The sequence below is a fragment of the Aminobacter sp. MSH1 genome (genome assembly GCF_003071665.1).
GTDB classification, from domain to species: domain Bacteria; phylum Pseudomonadota; class Alphaproteobacteria; order Rhizobiales; family Rhizobiaceae; genus Aminobacter; species Aminobacter niigataensis.
This window is the reverse complement of sequence record NZ_CP026265.1, coordinates 1,766,602-1,784,020: the sequence shown is the minus strand read 5'-3', so window position 1 is coordinate 1,784,020 and position 17,419 is coordinate 1,766,602. Positions and strand designations below refer to the sequence as shown.

Sequence of the window (17,419 nt, the reverse complement as noted above, 5' to 3'; positions counted from 1 at the left end):
AGATTTATGCCAGACCTCTCGTCCTTTCCGATCACGCAGCGCTGGCCGGCATCTCATCCCGATCGCCTGCAACTCTACGCAGCCCCTACGCCCAATGGCGTCAAGGTCTCGATCATGCTTGAGGAGACTGGCCTGGCGTACGAGCCCCACCTGATCGACATCTCGAACAACGAGTCGAAGGATCCGGCGTTCGTGTCGCTGAACCCGAACGGACGCATACCGGCGATCATCGATCCGGCTGGCCCTGACGGTAGACCCATCGCCTTATGGGAATCCGGTGCGATCCTCCTCTATCTGGCCGACAAGACGGGTCAGTTCATCTCCACCGAACCAGGCCAGCGTTACGAGACCCTAGCGTGGGTGTTCTTTCAGATGTCGGCCATCGGGCCGATGTTCGGTCAGCTCGGCTTCTTCCTGCGATTTGGCGGCAAGGACTATGAGGACAAGCGGCCGCAACAGCGCTTTATCGACGAATCCACGCGTCTGCTGGGGATTCTGGATCGCCGGCTGGAAGGCCGCGACTGGATCGTCGACGACTATTCGATCGCGGACATCGCGACGCTCGGCTGGGTGAATGCGCTGGTGGAATTCTACGCTGCGGGTGACATCCTTGGCCTCAGCAGCTTTTCGAACGTCCGCGCATGGCTTGGACGCGGGCTGGCTCGACCGGCCGTCCAGCGTGGCCTCCACATTCCCGCGAGGCCAGCATGAGCATCATCGCCGCCTATTATTACAACGAAGGCAAGCGAGTTCGCGAAATCGCGCTCGATGAGCACGTCAAGTTGGGCGAGAGTCGCTCGGGCTTCTGCTGGATCGCGCTTAGCGAACCCACCCCCGAGGAACTACTCGCGATCCAAAGGACATATAATCTTCATCCGTTGGCGATCGACAACGCGATGCACCCGCTGTGCCCGCCCAAGCTCGAGGTCTACAACGATGAGTTGTACGTCGTCGCGCAGACCGCCGAGCTGGTCGGCGACCGGATCAGCTACGGCAAGATGGCGATCTTCACCGGTCACAATCACCTTATCACCGTGCGGCACGGCAATGCCGGAGCGCTGGGCAAACTTCGGGAGCAACTCGAGGCATCGCCGACGCAGTTCGGCAAGGGTGTCGACTATGTGCTGCACGCGATCTTGCATCGCGTGGTCGACCAGTATCTGCCCATCTTCGAAATGATCGAGGACGACGTCCTGGCGATGGAGCGACGGTCGCTGCACGATTTCCTCGGGCCAGAAGAGGTGGCGCGAATCTTCGAACTAAGGTCCGAACTCACGCGGTTCCAGCGCACGCTCGGGGCTATGGCCGAGCTGGTGCGAAAGCTCGTTCGCGGCCACTTTCCCTGCATCAGCGCCGAAATGACACCATATTTCCACGACGTCGCGGACCATGTCCACCGCGTGCAGTCCATGGTCGACGGCCTCCTGCTTGTCCTGTCCACGGTCTTTGAGGCCAGCAGCCTTCTGGAAGCGCAAAGGATCGGTGTGGTCACCCGCCAGCTCGCGGCCTGGGCGGCGATCTTGGCGGTCCCGACGGCGATCGCCGGAATATACGGCATGAACTTCAAGCACATGCCGGAACTGGACACGCCATATGGCTACTTCGTCGTGCTCGGAGTGATAGCGGTGTTCTGCCTTCTCCTGTTCGTGCGCTTCAAGAAGGCCAAGTGGCTATGAGTAACGCACTTCGCGAGCTTCTCCGTCCGCTGCCGAGTCGCAGCGCGCTTTGTGCGCGAGCGTGTCCAATCCAGTTCAAGATGAAGGTACTTCCATGACCTCCCAGGTGACCGACGTTCTAGAAGCAGTCCAGTCATTCATCGCCAAAGGCTATGACCGCGAATACCGCGTCAAGGACGGCAATCTCGTCGATCTCGAACTAGGGTCAACCCTCGATGCATGCAGCATTCGCGTCGATGCGGCGTTGCGCCTCGAGAGCGGGGACGACGGCGAAGATGCCTCCAACATCTACGCGATCACCGATCCGGCGACAGAGCATAAAGGCCTGTTGATCGACGCCTTCGACGTGTTCCACGAAATCTGCCCCCGCGACTTGTCCGAGCGCCTTGTGGCGCATCGGGAAACAGCACCGGCAGGTGACCAGGACGCGCCGAGCAAGCACGGACTGTTGATTTCCGCTGAGAACTGACCCGGGATTGAGGGATTTTTCCATTGAGAAGTGACCCATGTTTGAACCCACCCCTGCTTGATGAGCGCAGGGGACATTGGAGTGATAGACATGGCGTTACTGAGCGTTATCCGGCGTTGGCATTTGCGGGATGGACTTTCGATCCGGGAGATTGCGCGGCGCACGAGTTTGTCGCGGAACACGATCCGCAAATACCTGCGATCTGATGAGGTCGAGCCCCGCTTTAGGGTGCCGGAGCGGCCGAGCAAGCTTGATGCCTATGCGGAGCGGCTGTCGGCTTGGCTGAGGACGGAAGCAAACAGGCCGCGCAAGCAGAAGCGCACGATCAAGCAGTTGCATGCCGATCTGATAAGCCTCGGCTATGGGGGCTCTTACGGCCGTGTCGCCGCCTTTGCACGTGCCTGGAAAGTGGATCGTCAACGCGAGATGCACACGAGCGGGCGCGGCACCTTCGTGCCGCTGGCGTTCGAGCCCGGCGAAGCCTTCCAGTTCGACTGGTCGGAAGACTGGGCGGTCATCGGCGGCGAGCGCACCAAGCTGCAGGTTGCCCATACCAAGCTCAGCTACAGCCGCGCCTTCATTGTGCGGGCCTATCCGTTGCAGACGCACGAGATGCTGTTCGATGCCCACAACCACGCCTTCCGAGTTCTGGGTGGCATTCCCCGGCGCGGGATCTACGACAACATGCGCACGGCGGTCGACAGGATCGGCCGCGGCAAGAGCCGCCAGGTCAATGTCCGATTCTCGGCCATGGCCAGCCACTATTTGTTCGAGGCCGAGTTCTGTAATCCGGCCTCGGGCTGGGAGAAGGGACAGGTCGAGAAGAACGTCCGGGATGCCCGCCACCGGCTATGGCAGCCGATGCCGCGCTTCCCTTCGCTGGAGGCACTGAACGACTGGCTGGAGCAGCGGTGCCGGGAGCTGTGGCAACAGAGTCCCCATGGCCTCAGACCCGGAACGATCGAGGACATCCGGGCCGAGGAGGCTCAGTTCCTGATGCCGATGCCTCGGCTCTTCGACGGCTTCGTCGAACACACCAAGCGGGTCTCTCCGACCTGCTTGGTCCATCTGGAGCGCAATCGCTACAGCGTGCCGGCATCCTTCGCCAACCGGCCTGTCAGCCTCAGGGTCTATCCGGAACGCATCGTGGTTGCCGCCGAAGGGCAGATCATCTGCGAGCACCGCCGCATCATCGAGCGGTCGCACGACCGTCTTGGCCAGACCGTCTACGATTGGCGGCATTATCTGGCGGTCGTCCAGCGCAAGCCCGGAGCCTTGCGCAACGGCGCGCCCTTCACCGAACTGCCCGAAGCATTCAAACGGCTGCAGCAGCATCTGCTCAGGAAGCCCGGCGGAGACCGGGAGATGGTCGAGATCCTGGCCCTTGTCCTGCAGCATGACGAGCAGGCCGTGCTGGCGGCAGTGGAGATGGCTCTCGAGGCCGCCGTCCCTACCAAGGTCCATATCCTCAATCTCCTGCATAGGCTGGTCGATGGCAGGCCGCTCTCGACACCTGCCGTGGATGCACCGCAGGCGCTGAGCCTGGCCAAGGAGCCGCAGGCCAATGTCGAGCGCTACGATGCGCTGCGCCAAGCTCGGGAGGTGCGCCATGCGTCATGATCCCGCCAGCGCCGCCATCGTCATCATGCTCAGAAGTCTGAAGATGCACGGCATGGCGCAGGCCGTCGCCGAGCTCACCGAACAGGGATCTCCCGCCTTCGAAGCCGCCATCCCTATCTTGTCGCAACTGCTGAAGGCGGAGATGGCAGAACGGGAGGTCAGATCCACCGCCTATCAGCTCAAGGCAGCCCGCTTCCCCGTCTATCGTGACCTGGCCGGCTTCGACTTCCCCAGCAGTGAGATCAACGAAGCCCTGGTGCGCCAGCTCCATCGCTGTGAGTTCATGGAGGATGCCAACAACGTCGTGCTCGTCGGAGGTCCAGGCACCGGAAAGACCCACATCGCTACAGCTCTCGGCGTGCAGGCGGTCGAGCATCATCGCAAGCGTGTCCGCTTCTTCTCCACCGTCGAACTCGTCAACGCGCTCGAACAGGAGAAGGCCCAAGGCAGAGCAGGTCAGATCGCCAACCGGCTCGCCCATTCCGATCTCGTCATCCTCGATGAATTGGGCTACCTGCCGTTCAGTGCATCCGGCGGCGCGCTGCTCTTCCATCTGCTGAGCACGCTCTACGAGCGCACCAGCGTCGTCATCACCACCAACCTCAGCTTCAGCGAGTGGGCCACCGTCTTTGGCGATGCCAAGATGACAACGGCGCTGCTCGATCGCCTCACCCATCATTGCCACATTCTGGAGACCGGAAATGACAGCTTCCGCTTCAAAAGCAGTTCAGCCCAGGCCACAGCCAAAAGAAAGGAGAAAGCCGCGCCCTTGACCAAAACCTGAGACCCAAACCATACATGAAGGCGGGTCACTTCTCGGCGAAAATCCCGGGTCAGCTCTCAACGGAAATCAACACACGGACTACGGAAAGTCTACAAGAGCGAGTTTCACAGCGATCCCGAGCGCTACGTTCTGCGCGAGGGCTTTCCAGACTTCCCGCCATGCCCTTTCGGCCAATCCTTCAGCATCCTCGGCTTCGATACTGCCGAGCAGGAATATGTCTGGCTCGTCACGAGTATCATTCGAGATCCTCGGCTGATCCGAGTTCCATACCAGGGCGAAGACGTCATCAGCGACGAATAGCGGTGTCGCCTAGCCCGGGGGAGGTTAACCTCCGGGCGCTACACATCTGCAAGCTGAACTTTAAACACATCGCAAATTAGGAGGTGATTATGGACTGGAACAAGGACCACATCCGACAAACGATGCTCTCGCTGGAGACCGCAGCCTTGCACAGTGCTCGTGAGAACTACCTGGACTATGTCTCTACCGCTCGGCTCGACCGGAGCGAACCGATCGAAAACGACGAACTAGCTCAGGCCGAGGTCGCGAGCGACTTCGCTGAAGCGCTCGATGACACGCTCCATGACTATGCGGATAAACTCGAAAAGCTCAGGACGATCGATTTCGGCCCCAAGTTGGCCGTCGGCGAAGGCGCTGTCGTCAAGCTGTCCGGCCGCCACTTTGTGATCGCGGTGTCAACGAGCAAGTTTACCTGTCAGGGGCGTGAGCTCATGGGCATTTCCACGATGGCGCCGATCTTCGAAGCGATCGAGGGTGCCCGAGCCGGGGAGACCGTGCAGTTCAACGGCCGGGACCTCACCGTAGAAGACGTGGAATAAAGCCCTCCACCGCAGCCGGCGCGCTAGTGCCGAACGCCCTGCATCTCTTTCTGCATGCATACGGTCACTTGCAACCGCATTGACCTGGCTCATCAGAGGCAAACTCATGACAACACCTTCATTCTTCATCACCCCCGGATACGGGACGCGCCTGCATGACGCGCTTCATTATTCTCAGGCAATGCGCATTGGTGACCGCGTGGAGATCTCCGGACAGGGCGGATGGAACGACGATCTCGTCATTCCGGAGTCGATTGAGGAAGAGATCGAGCAGGCGTTCAAGAACGTGGAACGGACGCTCGCGACCGCCGGAGCACGCTGGCCGCATGTGGTCCACGTCAATTCCTATCACGTCGGTGGTTTCCCTCCCGTGATCAACGAAACAATGGCCAAGCTGTATCGCCACTACATGCCCGACCGCGCTCCAATCTGGACGCAGTTGGGAATCGAAGCGCTGGGGCTTCCAACCATGCGTATCGAAATTCGCGTAACAGCTATCATCGCCTGACCCCGCGGTTCGTGCAGGCGCCGTGCCGCGCTAATCCCGCACGCCCTGCGCCCGCTTCTCGATGCAGATCATCGTATCGAGAGATCCGGTTATCATCGGCGTGCTCGGAGAACGGGGGGCCGCCTTGGCCTGGTTGGCGCGCCTCGGCTGCCTGCGGGCGATGGCCAGCACTGCCAGGAGCGCGAGCAACGCCGCCGCATAAAGGAACAGGCCGCCAGGGCCGACGATATTCATTGCAGCTGCTCCTATTAAGGGGCCAGCGGCTGTCCCGATCCCGTTGAGCAACAGAAGCCCGCGCGCGGTGCCGAGTAGCCGACCGGCCGGAAGATCGTCGTTTGCGACGGCGAGACACAACGAATAAATCGGGATGCCAAAGCCGCCAAACAGCGCACCCGCCGCAAGGAGCAGCGGCAGAGGCGCTTCCACCGCCAACGCTACGCCGATGGCAGACGCTGCGGACGCCAGCGCCGCACCGGCGATGACAAGATTCCGGGGCACTCGATCCGAAAGCCAACCGAGTGGCCAATGGAAGGCGAGCGTTCCACCAAGAACCGCAGCCATGAAGGCGGAGATACCGCCCACATCGAGGCCGATGCTCTGTGCGAAGTTCCCGCCCATGCCCCAGAAACCACCGATAGCCAGGCCGGCCAGGAAAGCGCCAGCCGCAGCGAGAGGTGATACGAGGACGAGGTCCCTCAACGCGACCCATTCCTGTTCCACCTGGGCCGGCGGATGAATGGGCAGCAAGGTGATCGGAACCACCGCCGCTGATATCAGCAGCGACACGATGAGGAACAATGTCACGTCGGCGGGCGGTGCGATGTCCGAGATGGTCAGATTTTGAAGCTGTTGCTGCATGGGCCATATGCATCGGGTGCATGGGTCGATGACCCCGGCGGCAGGTACTTCGCTGACTATGACCTCCTGGTCCTGGTCAGCAGCGAAAGGCTGGCGGATGTCGGGGAGTTTTGGCTTGAGTGCGAAAGGAGCCTGTTGTTCGCTTCGGTGAATCGAGAACACCTCAGAACGCCTGTGCGGCTCACGATCCTGAGCTTCGAGCGATTCAGCAACGAGATTTACCAGGGAAATCGATACTTCCAGAACATCATGGAAGAGTGCGTTGTGTTGCATGATGCGGACCCTACCGTTTGGCCCGACTGCAACGCGGTGGCGGCGCTCGATGTAGTTGCACAGGCCGACCGCCACCGAGCGGAAGGCTTCGCGCTTGTTGCCGAGTTCCTCGGATCAGCGAAGCTGTCTGCCGCGAATGGCTGGTTCCGGAAGGCCGCGTTCGACCTGCATCAAGCCACCGAACGACTCTACAATATCGCCTTGTTGGTGCTCCTAGGGCGCACCCCACACACCCATAACATCGTCGACCTGCGGAAGCTTGCCGAGTCTGCGAGTGAGCAGCTTCGCGTCGTGTGGCCGACTGAGACCAAAGAAGATCGCAGGTGCTTTGAGCTGCTTCGTGCTGCCTATAACAAGTCCAGATATAACCGGCACTATCGGGTCGCTGCCAGCGAAGCTGCTTGGATGATCGAGCAGGTCGAGTATTTGTCCGACCTCGTCAACGACGCGTGTGACAGGTGGATCGACGGATTAAACAGTTCCCGGGACCAACTCGTGAAGATCCCTACGACAGACGGGGCAGATGATCGGCGTTAGGGAACCAGCGAGGCTGTCGACCGAGACAATTTCAGGGGTGAGCAGACCGCGGTCGATAGCGAACGCCCGCAAATTCACAACGCGGGAGATGTGAACATGCGGAGACGAAACTTTCGGACACCCTTTACGAGACAGCGATTGTCGCAGGCAGAAGTGGAATTCCAGGCACCGCAGGAGGCGATCAATTGCGACCAGCGCAAACTCCTTACCGCCGTCACCGCTCTGCCCGAGCCTATGAGGGACGTTTTCTTACTCAACAGGATTTCAGGGCTTTCATACGCTGAGATCGCACATCACCTCGACCTTGATATCATTATGGTGGAGAGCAGGCTTAGCGAAGCGCTCATTGCACTAGACCAAGCTGTCTTCTCCGAAGCCTCTGGCTAGGTGCATCACGGACTAGGATGGTGCGGCTGCAATCTGTCGATGGCGAGCCGCGCTTCAATCGCTAGCGGTCGCCTCTGCGCCAGCAGCGGTCATTACCGACTTGGTTGAAAGGCGATATTCCGCTCTTCACACAGACCCCGGTTTTCAGTCGAACTGTAGGCCTTGTCGGCGTGATCGCGGATCGCTGCTGGCCTCTCGGCGATACTGACCGCGGCAGGCGCAGGCCGACATGAACGTGATGCCCGGCGAGGGCGAGAACGGCGAAGACCTCGTAGGCATAGGGCGCTGTGGTCGGGCAGAGGCCGCCTGCCCTATCTCGGTGGGAGCGGTGTCGCCTTGGCAAGGTTAGCAACCAGCTCGGGACGCGTTTGATGGTCGTGCGCGTGCCATGCGGGCTGACCCGGACCGCTACGCCAGGACTCGCTAAGCGGGCTGTTGTCCGCCGTGTCGAAGCCGAACTGGTCGTACAGTCGCGTGACCAGCGCCACCGCTTCGGGATAGTCGCTCGACACCGACAGCGCGTGCCGCCCCGGCGTGCCAGCGGGCCGCGCCGACAGCAACAGGCGCGGCGCCTGGATATGCGTGAACGCCTTCGCGACCTTGGACGTTGGCAGCTGGTCCTGCCGCAGTTCGTGCTCGGTCTTCGCGCCGGTATCGACGAGGGCATAGCGCCCGTCGCGCCACGGCATATAGTTGTTGGTGTCGAGCACGATCTTGTTCGCCAGTTGCGCCACGGGCATGTCGTTGACCAGCTTGAGCGGGACCGCGATCACGACGAACTCTCCCGCCTCCGCCGCACCGGCAGCGGTCGCGGCGCGGGCAGACGGCCCGAGCTCCGCGACCAGCCCGGCCAGGGTTTCGGGCCCGCGCGAGTTGGCGATGACCACCCGATAGCCGTTGGCGATGGCGGCGCGGGCAATCTGGCTGCCGACCTCGCCTGCGCCGATGATGCCGATGGTGGTCATCGGCGTTCGCGCCGCCGGATCAGGCACCGAACGCGCCGTCGATGGTGTGCATGGCGCCCGTAACGAACCCCGCCTCCTGGCCGGCGAGCCACGCCACCATGCCCGCGACTTCCTCCGGCCGGCCGTGGCGCTTGATCGCCATGAAGCCGTGCAGCAGCTCCTTCATGGGTCCGTCCGCCGGATTGGCGTCGGTGTCGATCGGGCCGGGCTGCACCACGTTAATCGTGATCCCGCGGGACCCGAAGTCGCGTGCCAGCCCGCGCGCCATCCCTTGCAGCGCAGACTTGCTGAGCGCGTAGGAGGACATGCCGGGAACGGGCATCCGGTCGCCGTTCACCGATCCGATGACGATGATCCGGCCGCCCTGGGGCATCTGGCGCGCGGCCTCGACCGAGGCATGATAGGGCGCGTGGATATTGATCCGGAACAGCCGGTCGATTGCGTCCGGATCCTGCTCCAGCGCATCGCCGAAAATACCGATTCCGGCATTGACGACCAGCACGTCGAGCGCGCCACTGTCCTTCACGCGCGCGATCACCGCGTCGCGATCCGCGCTGTCCGTCTCGACAGCAGTGCTGCCCGTTTCGGCCGCCAGCGCGTGGGCCGCGTCACGCGAGCCGGAATAGGTAAAGGTCACATTCGCGCCATCGGCCACAAAACGCCGAACGATCGCCGCGCCGATCCCCCGACTGCCACCCAGCACGAGAACGGATTTCGCCTCAAACGCACCCATCGGACTCTCCTTGATCAATAACTTACGACCCGCTACATAAACGGTTCGAAACATTCGTCAAGGTATTTGTAGTGGCTCAAACAAAAATACGCCGTGCACGAGGCAGACCGCGCCTGTTCGACCCGGACGAAGCGGTCGCGACCGCCCAGCGGCTGTTCCATTCGCGTGGCTACGATTCCGTCAGCATCGCGCACCTGACCCAGGCGATCGGGATAAACCCGCCGAGCTTTTATGCCGCCTTCGGCAGCAAGGCCGAGCTCTACAGCCGCATTCTCGATCGCTATGCCGGCACCGGCGCGATCCCGCTGTTCGATCTGCTGAAAGCCGATCTCCCGGTCGCGGAATGCCTCGTCGCGGTGCTGGAAGCGGCGGCGCGGCGCTATGCCGCCGATCCGGACGCGGCGGGATGCCTCGTTATCGAGGGGGTGCGCTGCACCGACCGCGAGGCACGCGAGGCGGCCGGAACGTTCCTTGCGGCGGCGGAGGGGGCGATCCATCGCTTCGTCGCCGCGCGCCATCCCGATCAGGCCGAGCGCGTGACCGACTATATGAGCACCGTCATGGCCGGCCTGTCCGCCAGCGCTCGCAACGGGCACGATCTCGATCGCCTGCTCGCCGCCGCCCGGCTCGCCGGGGCTGGTCTTGAGCAGGTGGTTCGCGGTTAATCTGCAAACTCGGCAAATGATCAGGACGTTATCGACCGGAAAGGTTGGTCGCGAACACCGCGTCGCGCTGCCGCTTCAGCGTTTGCGTGCCATCCGACTTGGACACCTGGATATGGCCGATGGGCAATGCGCACTCCTCCAGAAAAGACTGAAAGCTCCCGGGCACTGCGGCTTATCGTGCGGACGCGAAGCTGACATGCTGAAGGTCCGAAACGAGTCAAAAGCGGCCAATGGCCGGGATCGAACATTCCGTGGTGCGGGTGGCCGGGGTCGAACCGGCACTCCTCTCGGAACTGGATTTTGAGTAACGCCTGCCCGATTGCCCATGAGCCCATAGAGACAACTCCGAATATCGACAGGAGCTGCCCGCGCGTGGATGGCAATGCGTGGGCGTTGAGCCAACTCTCCGTTGCGAGGATCATGCCCGCGTAGGCGAAGCCGGTAATCAGGCGAAGCGGCATCCAGGCGATCGGCTCCACGAACGCCACATGGAGAAGGGCGGTCATCGAGGCAATCGCCGCGAAGCCGGCGAAGGTTCTGACATGTCCCACGGAGACGATGATCGGTGGCAACACGAGCGCGCCGATCGTGAAACCCGCGAAGTAGAAGGACATCATCGCGCTGATCGCGCCGGTCGAGAACCCCTCATGGCCGGCTCTCACGATCAGGAGCGTGCTCAGCAGGCCATTGCCCAGCAGCAGAGCGGCGACGCTCAGCAGCAGCGCCGCCACCGGCGCGAGAACGAGGCCGCGCTTGCCCGCCGACCTCATGGTATCCATCGCCGGGCTCATTCTCGGGCCTGACGTGAGGGTTGATACTCTGCCGCACTGATGAACTGGTCGAATGCTTCGCACCAGATGACGACCGTGTTGTAGTCGCGGACATCGATGCCGGCAGGCACCTCGACGATGAAGCCGTTGAACGTCTTCACGTCGCCCACGCGGACTGATCTGTCCTTGATCAGGAGAAAGGCCTCCTTCGTGTCGACGAAACGTGGTGCGAGGTAGAGCTTGTAGTCGGGACCAGGGGCGAGGCGCCCGATATGGGCGATACGGTCGCGCGAGACCCGGATCTCGCCTTCCCCCCAGTGAAGCAGGTCGCTGCCTTTGAGATCGCGGGCCAGACGCCCTGCGTAGAGCGTCTCGGCTGAGATGGTCCGCAAGGCCGCCGCGTCCGGGGCCTGGGGAGCGGTCAGGATCGGCAGCGTGTAGACACCGCCCGCGAAGCCCATGGCGAGCATCGCGAGATGGGTGGCAATCAGGATGACCCAGCGCCGCATCGGTTACACCAGCTCCAGTCCCTTCACGAGCTGATCGGCGTCGAGATGGAAGTCCGAGAATACGATGCGGCCGCCAGCGTCCATCACGGAGAACCAGGGCGTTCCCCGCGTGCGGTAGTCCTCCATGAAGGTGGGAAGCGTCGCGCCGGCAGGTGGCTCGTCGTGACCGAACGCGACAGGAAGCGCATACTTGAGCTGGTTCACGCGCAGCTTCTCGAAGGTGTTCTCATCCGCTCCTTCGAAGACGGTCTGGATCACCGCGAAGCCCACGCCCTTGGCGCTCAATGCACCATGCAACCTTTGTAGCGTCGGAAATCCATGCAAATGGCAGCCACGGCACCAGTGCTGGAAGGCGAAGAGGACTTTCGGGCCGGTGCCGAGATCCGACAGCTTGAGCGGCGCGATGCTTTCTCCATCCACGCCAATCCATCTCTGCACCCGCAGCTCGGGGGCTTGTCGTTCGTCGACGCTCATCTGATCCTCCAATTCCGATGCAGAAGTCCGATGAGTGGTCGCGTGTGGCGATGGCACGCGAACCTCACCGCCTTGATCCCCTACAGGTTGTAGGATGCGAGTTCGCCGACAGATACCTCGTGGCCAGCGCCGCCGTTCTTCCGTCGGTGTGTCACCGCCGCCCCTCAATGACAAAGGCGCGATAGCGGGAACCGGCAAAACGGTGCGCAGCGATGGTTTGGTAGGCGGGGCTATGATACCAATCACGGGCGGCCTGCATCGTCGGGAACCGCAAAATTACGGCCCCTTCGACGGGCGGCCCCTCCAAATGCTCCATCGCGCCATAAGCGGCGAGAAAGGTTACGTCGTGGCCATCGAACGATGGGCCGACGCCTGCAGAATAGGTTGCGAGTTCTTCCGGATCGGTGGTTTCTTCGCGGGTGAAGACGACGAACGCTTCCATCTTAAAGTCTTTCATAAGGTCGGATCTGCAGGCCACCGCCGCTGGCGATGGCCTTAAAGTCGTCAGGCTGGCAGCTCGAACCCGATTTTCGTGAGTGCCTCGACGCACGCATCCTGATCCTGCTGATAGTTGCCTCCGGAGATGCCGATCCCGCCGATCAACTTCCCGTCTTCCAGGATCGGATAGCCTCCGCCGACAGCGACCATCCGGGGGCGATAGGCCAGCGGCGCCACTTTCGGATCGTTCGAAACATAGTCGTTCCAGACATGGGTCGGATACCCAAACGAGGCGGAACTCCAAGCCTTGTCGATGGCAACATCGACGGTGAGAAACGGCGCGTCATCAGTGCGCTCGAACGCGCGCAGGTTACCGGTGGCGTCGACGACGGCGACCGCAGCCGGGATGCCGATTGTACGTGCCGCGGCGATCGCCGCGTCGATGAGGGCGACGGCGGTTTCGCGGTTGATCGAGGCGGTGGCAATGGATTTCGTCATGGAATTTCCTTCGCCGTGGCGTAATCCGTCCGGCGTTCTTGAGGTTAGAAAAGACGTTCGGCGGTGGCAGTCATCAGAAGCCTTCGAGGACAATCTTGCCTCTTGCTGCGCCACTTTCGATTAGTGCGTGCACCGTCTTCAGATTGGCGGCATTAATTGGCGACAATTTTTCGGTTAGCGTCGTGCGAATTTTGCCGTCGTCCACCAGCACCGCCAGCGAATTGAGGATCTTGCCCTGCTCATCCATGTCGGGCGTGCCGTAGAGCGACCGTGTGAACATCAGCTCGTGGTGGATCGACACTGCCTTGCGCTTGAACAGCATGACGTCGAGTGCCTTGGGATCGTCGATGAATCCGAACCGTCCTTGCGGGGCGATCAGTTCGGCGATGTCGGCGACATGCTGCTCGGTATGCGTGGTCGAGAACACGAAAGCGGGAGCGCCGATGCCGAGCTCGGCAATCTGTGGCGCGAGCGGCCGAGAGTGGTCGATGACATGATGAGCCCCAAGCCCTTTAACCCACTCCTGGGTTTGCGGCCGAGAGGCGGTGGAGATGACGATGAGATCCGTGCGCTGTCGCGCGATCTGGATGGCGATCGACCCGACCCCGCCCGCACCACCGATGATGAGGATCGCCAGCGCCGCACCGGGGATAGGCTTTGTCACATCCAGGCGGTCGAACATCGCTTCCCATGCCGTCAACGTCGTGAGCGGCAGCGCCGCCGCTTCCGCCCAGTCGAGCGACGCGGGCTTACGGCCGACGATCCGGGCGTCGACGAGATGGAACTGCGCATTGGTGCCGGACCTTATGAGCGATCCGGCATAATAGACCTCGTCGCCTGCCGCGAACTGCGTCACGTCGGGGCCGACCTCGCGCACGATCCCGGCCGCATCCCATCCGAGCACCTTCCAGTCGCCATCGGCGGGCGGCGTGCTGCTGCGGATTTTGTAATCGACCGGATTGACGGAGACGGCCTTGACCTCAACCAGGATATCGTATCCTGCAGCGACAGGCCGAGGCAGATCGATGTCGACCAGCGCGGCGTCCTCGGCGATGGGTCCCGGAACCTTGTAACCAACGGCTTTCATCAGTGTCTCCAGCTTTCTGTATCCTGAAGTCTTGATCGATCAGACCGAAAATTATTTCGAACTATACTCAGGATTTAAAGATTTCGCGTGGTCAGACTATGACGGTATGGGCGCAACATATCCAATAGCGGCACGACATAGTTTCCATACCTCTGAGCCGGATTCAGAAGATTATCGATAGTAGCGGTTTATTGCGGCTCGGCGGGTGAGATCCGGATTGAGGCGATAAGCGCCCAAGCGGTTGAGGATTCGACCTCTCAGCGGTAGCATTGGCAGGGGCGATCTCGCCCCCGAGCTCACACTACCGCTGGCAAGCCACGGCGTCCGGTCGAAATCCGCCAACGGAGATGCGCCTGTAGTGCCGCTGTAAGGCTATCAAAATTATAGCCACAGGGTATTGGGAAATCATGCCGGCCTGACGCTATAGTCTACACGCAATAACCACGACTCAAAATGATCCAACACTTTTCTATGCTAATAGAGCATCCGGTATCTGAGTTTGAGTGAATTGGCTCGTTCGGCGGTTGTGCGTGCAAAGGTCTTTTTTACAGAGTTCCGAGCTGAATCCGGTTCTGGTCTGTCGTGACAAGCAAGGAGGTTTCGCTATGGTCACCAGAGGTTTCACCGGCCGCGGTTCAGGCGGCGACCAGTCCGATCGGATTCCGCCAGGTCAGCATCTCGTGGAGAATTTCCCTGTTCTGACGGCCGGGCCAACGCCGAGCGTGGAGCCCTCCGATTGGAAATTCACCGTCAAGATCGGTCCGAAGCCCGTCAAAGTGTGGAACTGGAGCGAGTTCAACGCCCTACCCAAGACCAAGATGACCCGAGACATTCACTGCGTCACGTCCTGGTCCAAGCTGGATACCGCGTGGGAGGGCGTACTCGTAGAAGACATCCTTGTAGATGCAGGGCTCGATCGGCCCACCGATTTCGTTTTGGCGCACTGCTACGATAATTACTCGACAAACGTCCCGCTGGCGGATCTTCTCTCCGGGAAAGCGATGGTCGCCCTCAACTATGCGGGCAAACCGCTTCCCCGCGATCATGGAGGGCCGGCGCGTCTTCTGGTTCCGCACCTTTACTTCTGGAAGTCCGCCAAATGGGTGAACGCGCTGCAATTCACAACGCGTGACGAGGCCGGATTTTGGGAGCTGCGCGGCTATCACATCTACGGCGATCCGTGGCGCGAGCAACGATACACCAATGACTGAAAACGGCGCGCAAATCGCGTGGCAGCCATGCGTAATCGATGAAATCGTTCATCAAACCCCGAGTATCAAGAGCTTCTTCCTGCGGTTGAGCAAACCGTTCGCGCACATCGCAGGGCAGCACGTCGATGTCCGGCTGACCGCGCCCGATGGCTACAGTGCGATGCGCAGTTACTCGATCGCGTCTTCGGCAATCTCGTCTCCGACCGTCGAACTCGCTATCGAGCGCCTGCCGGATGGCGAAGTTTCGCCGTTCTTTCACGATGTCGCAGCGATCGGCGACGAAATCGAGCTTCGTGGTCCGCTCGGCGGCCATTTCCTATGGCCTGAACCTGCCATAGACCCAGTGCTGCTGATCGGGGCAGGCTCGGGCCTCGTGCCGTTGATGGCAATGATCCGGCAGCGCCGCGCGCTGGCCCAGGTCGTGCCGACAGCGCTGCTCCTGTCCGCACGAACCGCTGAGGACGTTCTCTTCTCAAAAGAGCTTCATTCCATCGAAGTCAGCGATCCGGCATTCGTCCTGGCGCTGGCAATTACGCGAGAGAAACCGATCCGCCCATCGGACTTTGCGCGACGGATCGACGGCGCGATGGTCCAGGAAATCCTGGCTCGGCTTCCCCGAAAGCCCACACAAGTCTTTGTTTGCGGGTCCAACGGATTCGTCAACATCGCGACCGAGGGCGCGCTGCTGGCCGGCCTAGACCCCTCCATTGTCAAAACCGAGCGCTACGGCGGCTAGCGGCGCAAGCTACTTCGCGTCCCGCCGATCGTGGACGTGCAGCCCACGGATTAATTTTGGAGATCATCATGAGCCGCTTTGCCGAACCCGTCTTCGTTGCCGCCGGCCTTCGGACGCCTTTCGGCCGCGGTGGAGGCGCGTTGGCTGCCTACGATGCCATCTCTCTGTCCGTGCCTGTCGTGCAGGCGATGGCGGCGCAGGCGGAGCCTGATCTCCTCGTCTGGGGAACCGTGATCCCAAACCTGGGCTGGAGCAACATTGCTCGCGAAACCTGGCTTGACGCCAAGCTAACTCCGAGTGTTCCGGCATTTTCCGTCGTCCTAGCATGCTCTACCAGCATGACGGCGACCTTCGCCGCGGCAGGGATGCTGGGCGGAGGAACGGACCTCACGATGGTCGGCGGGTCCGAAGTCATGAGCCGCCCGTCAATCGCCCTGACGGCCGAGGCATCGAAGCGGCTCACCGACCTCTTTGCGCAGGATGCGATGGCCGCGCTTGCCGCCCTCCAGTCTCTTACCCCACGCGACTACGTGCTTCCCACGAAGGGCTGGGCCAACCGGATCACCGGCAGGACGATGGGTGATCATATGGAAGAGACCGCTAAGGCTTGGCGAGTCTCGCGCGAGAAGCAGGATGATTGGGCGCTCAAGAGCCACCAGCGGGCAGTCGCTGGTTGGGAACGTGGCTTCTTCGACGATCTCGTGATTTCGCTGCCAGAGCTGGCGCGCGATGCGAACCCGCGCGCCGATACGTCGCCCGAACGGCTGGCCGCACTCAAGCCCGCCTTCGATCGCGACAGCGGGAGGGGAACCCTGACCGCTGGCAACAGCTCACCGATTACGGATGGAGCCGCCGGGTGTTGGATTGCCACCGAAGCCGGTGTGGCGAGACTCCCGGAGGGCACCCCCTACGCCCGGCTCGTCGACTACGAGATCTCTGCCGTCGATCTCCACACCGAGGGCCTGCTGATGGCGCCCTCCTATGGCATTCCGCGCCTGCTCGCGCGGCATCAACTCAGCTTCTCCGACATCGCACTCTGGGAAATCCACGAAGCCTTCGCAGCCCAGGTCCTGGCGAACGTCGCGGCCATCACCGATCGGGAGTGGGTGCGCGCGACAGCCGGTGTCCAGGCGGCTATGGGCGATTTCGACTGGGACCGCGTCAATCCCAATGGAGGCTCGGTCGCCCTGGGCCATCCGTTCGGCGCTACAGGCGCGCGCGACCTCAGCCAGGCGGTGAAGGAACTTTGGGCCATGCCGCCCGGATCGCGCGCAATCGTCAGCATCTGCGCCGACGGCGGTCAAGGCACAGTCGCCCTCCTCGAACGCGGCTGACGGTAGATCAACGCCATGACAGCGATCCGCTTCCAACTGTCGGAGACG

General features: G+C 61.7%; 22 protein-coding genes. 13 read left to right on the top strand and 9 right to left on the bottom strand.

Features of this window, described 5'->3' with window-relative positions; genetic code table 11:
- The first annotated feature begins 6 nt into the window (after positions 1 to 6).
- From CO731_RS08945 to CO731_RS08910, 7 genes are all read left to right on the top strand, one after another.
- Positions 7 to 711: a glutathione S-transferase N-terminal domain-containing protein gene (locus tag CO731_RS08945; RefSeq protein WP_003464969.1), complete on the top strand. Its 705-nt coding sequence runs from the start codon at positions 7 to 9 to the stop codon at positions 709 to 711.
- A complete protein-coding gene (locus CO731_RS08940) occupies positions 708 to 1,676 on the top strand; it encodes a magnesium and cobalt transport protein CorA (RefSeq protein WP_052819672.1) in 969 nt (322 codons plus the stop codon). The genes CO731_RS08945 and CO731_RS08940 overlap by 4 nt, the downstream gene beginning before the upstream one ends.
- Positions 1,677 to 1,737: 61 nt before the next feature.
- Complete coding sequence (locus CO731_RS08935; protein WP_245439688.1) at positions 1,738 to 2,145, top strand: hypothetical protein; 408 nt, start codon at positions 1,738 to 1,740, stop codon at positions 2,143 to 2,145.
- Between the two features lie 90 nt (positions 2,146 to 2,235).
- Positions 2,236 to 3,765, top strand: a complete 1,530-nt coding sequence (gene istA, locus CO731_RS08930) for an IS21 family transposase (protein WP_108606864.1) — start codon at positions 2,236 to 2,238, stop codon at positions 3,763 to 3,765.
- A complete protein-coding gene (gene istB, locus CO731_RS08925; protein WP_108606863.1) occupies positions 3,755 to 4,549 on the top strand; it encodes an IS21-like element helper ATPase IstB in 795 nt (264 codons plus the stop codon). Before istA ends, istB begins: the two co-directional genes overlap by 11 nt.
- Before the next feature lie 389 nt (positions 4,550 to 4,938).
- On the top strand, positions 4,939 to 5,388 hold the full coding sequence (locus CO731_RS08915) for a hypothetical protein (RefSeq protein WP_052819674.1): 450 nt from the start codon (positions 4,939 to 4,941) through the stop codon (positions 5,386 to 5,388).
- Between the two features lie 106 nt (positions 5,389 to 5,494).
- Positions 5,495 to 5,896 carry a RidA family protein gene (locus tag CO731_RS08910; protein ID WP_004099044.1) on the top strand — a complete coding sequence of 134 codons (402 nt, stop codon included), beginning with the start codon at positions 5,495 to 5,497 and terminating at the stop codon, positions 5,894 to 5,896.
- 30 nt (positions 5,897 to 5,926) lie between these two features.
- On the opposite strand, the gene CO731_RS08905 is transcribed toward CO731_RS08910, so the two are convergent.
- Positions 5,927 to 6,754 (bottom strand): MFS transporter, encoded by an 828-nt coding sequence (locus CO731_RS08905; RefSeq protein WP_245439687.1) that lies wholly within the window; start codon positions 6,752 to 6,754, stop codon positions 5,927 to 5,929.
- Between CO731_RS08905 and CO731_RS08900 the strand changes: the two genes are divergently transcribed.
- Both CO731_RS08900 and CO731_RS08895 read left to right on the top strand, forming a co-directional pair.
- The gene (locus CO731_RS08900) at positions 6,737 to 7,564 is read left to right on the top strand and encodes a HEPN domain-containing protein (RefSeq protein ID WP_159091606.1); all 828 of its coding nucleotides are present in this window, start codon (positions 6,737 to 6,739) and stop codon (positions 7,562 to 7,564) included. The genes CO731_RS08905 and CO731_RS08900 overlap by 18 nt on opposite strands.
- Positions 7,565 to 7,702: 138 nt before the next feature.
- Positions 7,703 to 7,951 (top strand): sigma factor-like helix-turn-helix DNA-binding protein, encoded by a 249-nt coding sequence (locus CO731_RS08895; protein WP_197283317.1) that lies wholly within the window; start codon positions 7,703 to 7,705, stop codon positions 7,949 to 7,951.
- Between the two features lie 311 nt (positions 7,952 to 8,262).
- Here the strand turns inward: CO731_RS08895 and CO731_RS08890 are convergent, their stop codons facing one another.
- Complete coding sequence (locus tag CO731_RS08890; protein ID WP_052818847.1) at positions 8,263 to 8,916, bottom strand: NAD(P)-binding domain-containing protein; 654 nt, start codon at positions 8,914 to 8,916, stop codon at positions 8,263 to 8,265.
- Positions 8,917 to 8,935: 19 nt separating this feature from the next.
- The gene (bdcA, locus tag CO731_RS08885; protein ID WP_108606861.1) at positions 8,936 to 9,649 is read right to left on the bottom strand and encodes an SDR family oxidoreductase; all 714 of its coding nucleotides are present in this window, start codon (positions 9,647 to 9,649) and stop codon (positions 8,936 to 8,938) included.
- Positions 9,650 to 9,720: 71 nt separating this feature from the next.
- On the opposite strand from bdcA, the gene CO731_RS08880 reads away from it, so the two are divergent.
- Positions 9,721 to 10,314: a TetR/AcrR family transcriptional regulator gene (locus CO731_RS08880; protein WP_052818849.1), complete on the top strand. Its 594-nt coding sequence runs from the start codon at positions 9,721 to 9,723 to the stop codon at positions 10,312 to 10,314.
- Positions 10,315 to 10,334: 20 nt separating this feature from the next.
- Here CO731_RS08880 and CO731_RS29270 read toward each other — a convergent pair whose 3' ends face one another.
- From CO731_RS29270 to CO731_RS08850, 6 genes are all read right to left on the bottom strand, one after another.
- Complete coding sequence (locus CO731_RS29270) at positions 10,335 to 11,093, bottom strand: hypothetical protein (RefSeq protein WP_245327302.1); 759 nt, start codon at positions 11,091 to 11,093, stop codon at positions 10,335 to 10,337.
- 8 nt (positions 11,094 to 11,101) lie between these two features.
- A complete protein-coding gene (locus CO731_RS08870; RefSeq protein WP_052819067.1) occupies positions 11,102 to 11,593 on the bottom strand; it encodes a DM13 domain-containing protein in 492 nt (163 codons plus the stop codon).
- 3 nt (positions 11,594 to 11,596) lie between these two features.
- On the bottom strand, positions 11,597 to 12,067 hold the full coding sequence (locus CO731_RS29265; RefSeq protein WP_026227543.1) for a thiol-disulfide isomerase: 471 nt from the start codon (positions 12,065 to 12,067) through the stop codon (positions 11,597 to 11,599).
- A gap of 151 nt (positions 12,068 to 12,218) precedes the next feature.
- Positions 12,219 to 12,509, bottom strand: a complete 291-nt coding sequence (locus CO731_RS08860) for a DUF1330 domain-containing protein (protein ID WP_011191344.1) — start codon at positions 12,507 to 12,509, stop codon at positions 12,219 to 12,221.
- Between the two features lie 62 nt (positions 12,510 to 12,571).
- Positions 12,572 to 13,003 carry a heme-binding protein gene (locus CO731_RS08855; protein ID WP_004357630.1) on the bottom strand — a complete coding sequence of 144 codons (432 nt, stop codon included), beginning with the start codon at positions 13,001 to 13,003 and terminating at the stop codon, positions 12,572 to 12,574.
- Positions 13,004 to 13,076: 73 nt separating this feature from the next.
- Entirely contained in the window at positions 13,077 to 14,090 is a 1,014-nt protein-coding gene (locus CO731_RS08850) for a zinc-binding alcohol dehydrogenase family protein (RefSeq protein ID WP_108606860.1), read from the bottom strand.
- 605 nt (positions 14,091 to 14,695) lie between these two features.
- On the opposite strand from CO731_RS08850, the gene CO731_RS08845 reads away from it, so the two are divergent.
- The 3 genes from CO731_RS08845 to CO731_RS08835 all read left to right on the top strand — a co-directional run bounded on the left by CO731_RS08845 (position 14,696) and on the right by CO731_RS08835 (position 17,371).
- Complete coding sequence (locus CO731_RS08845; protein WP_052818850.1) at positions 14,696 to 15,301, top strand: sulfite oxidase-like oxidoreductase; 606 nt, start codon at positions 14,696 to 14,698, stop codon at positions 15,299 to 15,301.
- Entirely contained in the window at positions 15,294 to 16,037 is a 744-nt protein-coding gene (locus CO731_RS08840; protein ID WP_052818851.1) for a ferredoxin reductase, read from the top strand. Before CO731_RS08845 ends, CO731_RS08840 begins: the two co-directional genes overlap by 8 nt.
- A 68-nt stretch (positions 16,038 to 16,105) precedes the next feature.
- Positions 16,106 to 17,371: a thiolase family protein gene (locus CO731_RS08835; RefSeq protein ID WP_108609711.1), complete on the top strand. Its 1,266-nt coding sequence runs from the start codon at positions 16,106 to 16,108 to the stop codon at positions 17,369 to 17,371.
- Positions 17,372 to 17,419: the final 48 nt, after the last annotated feature.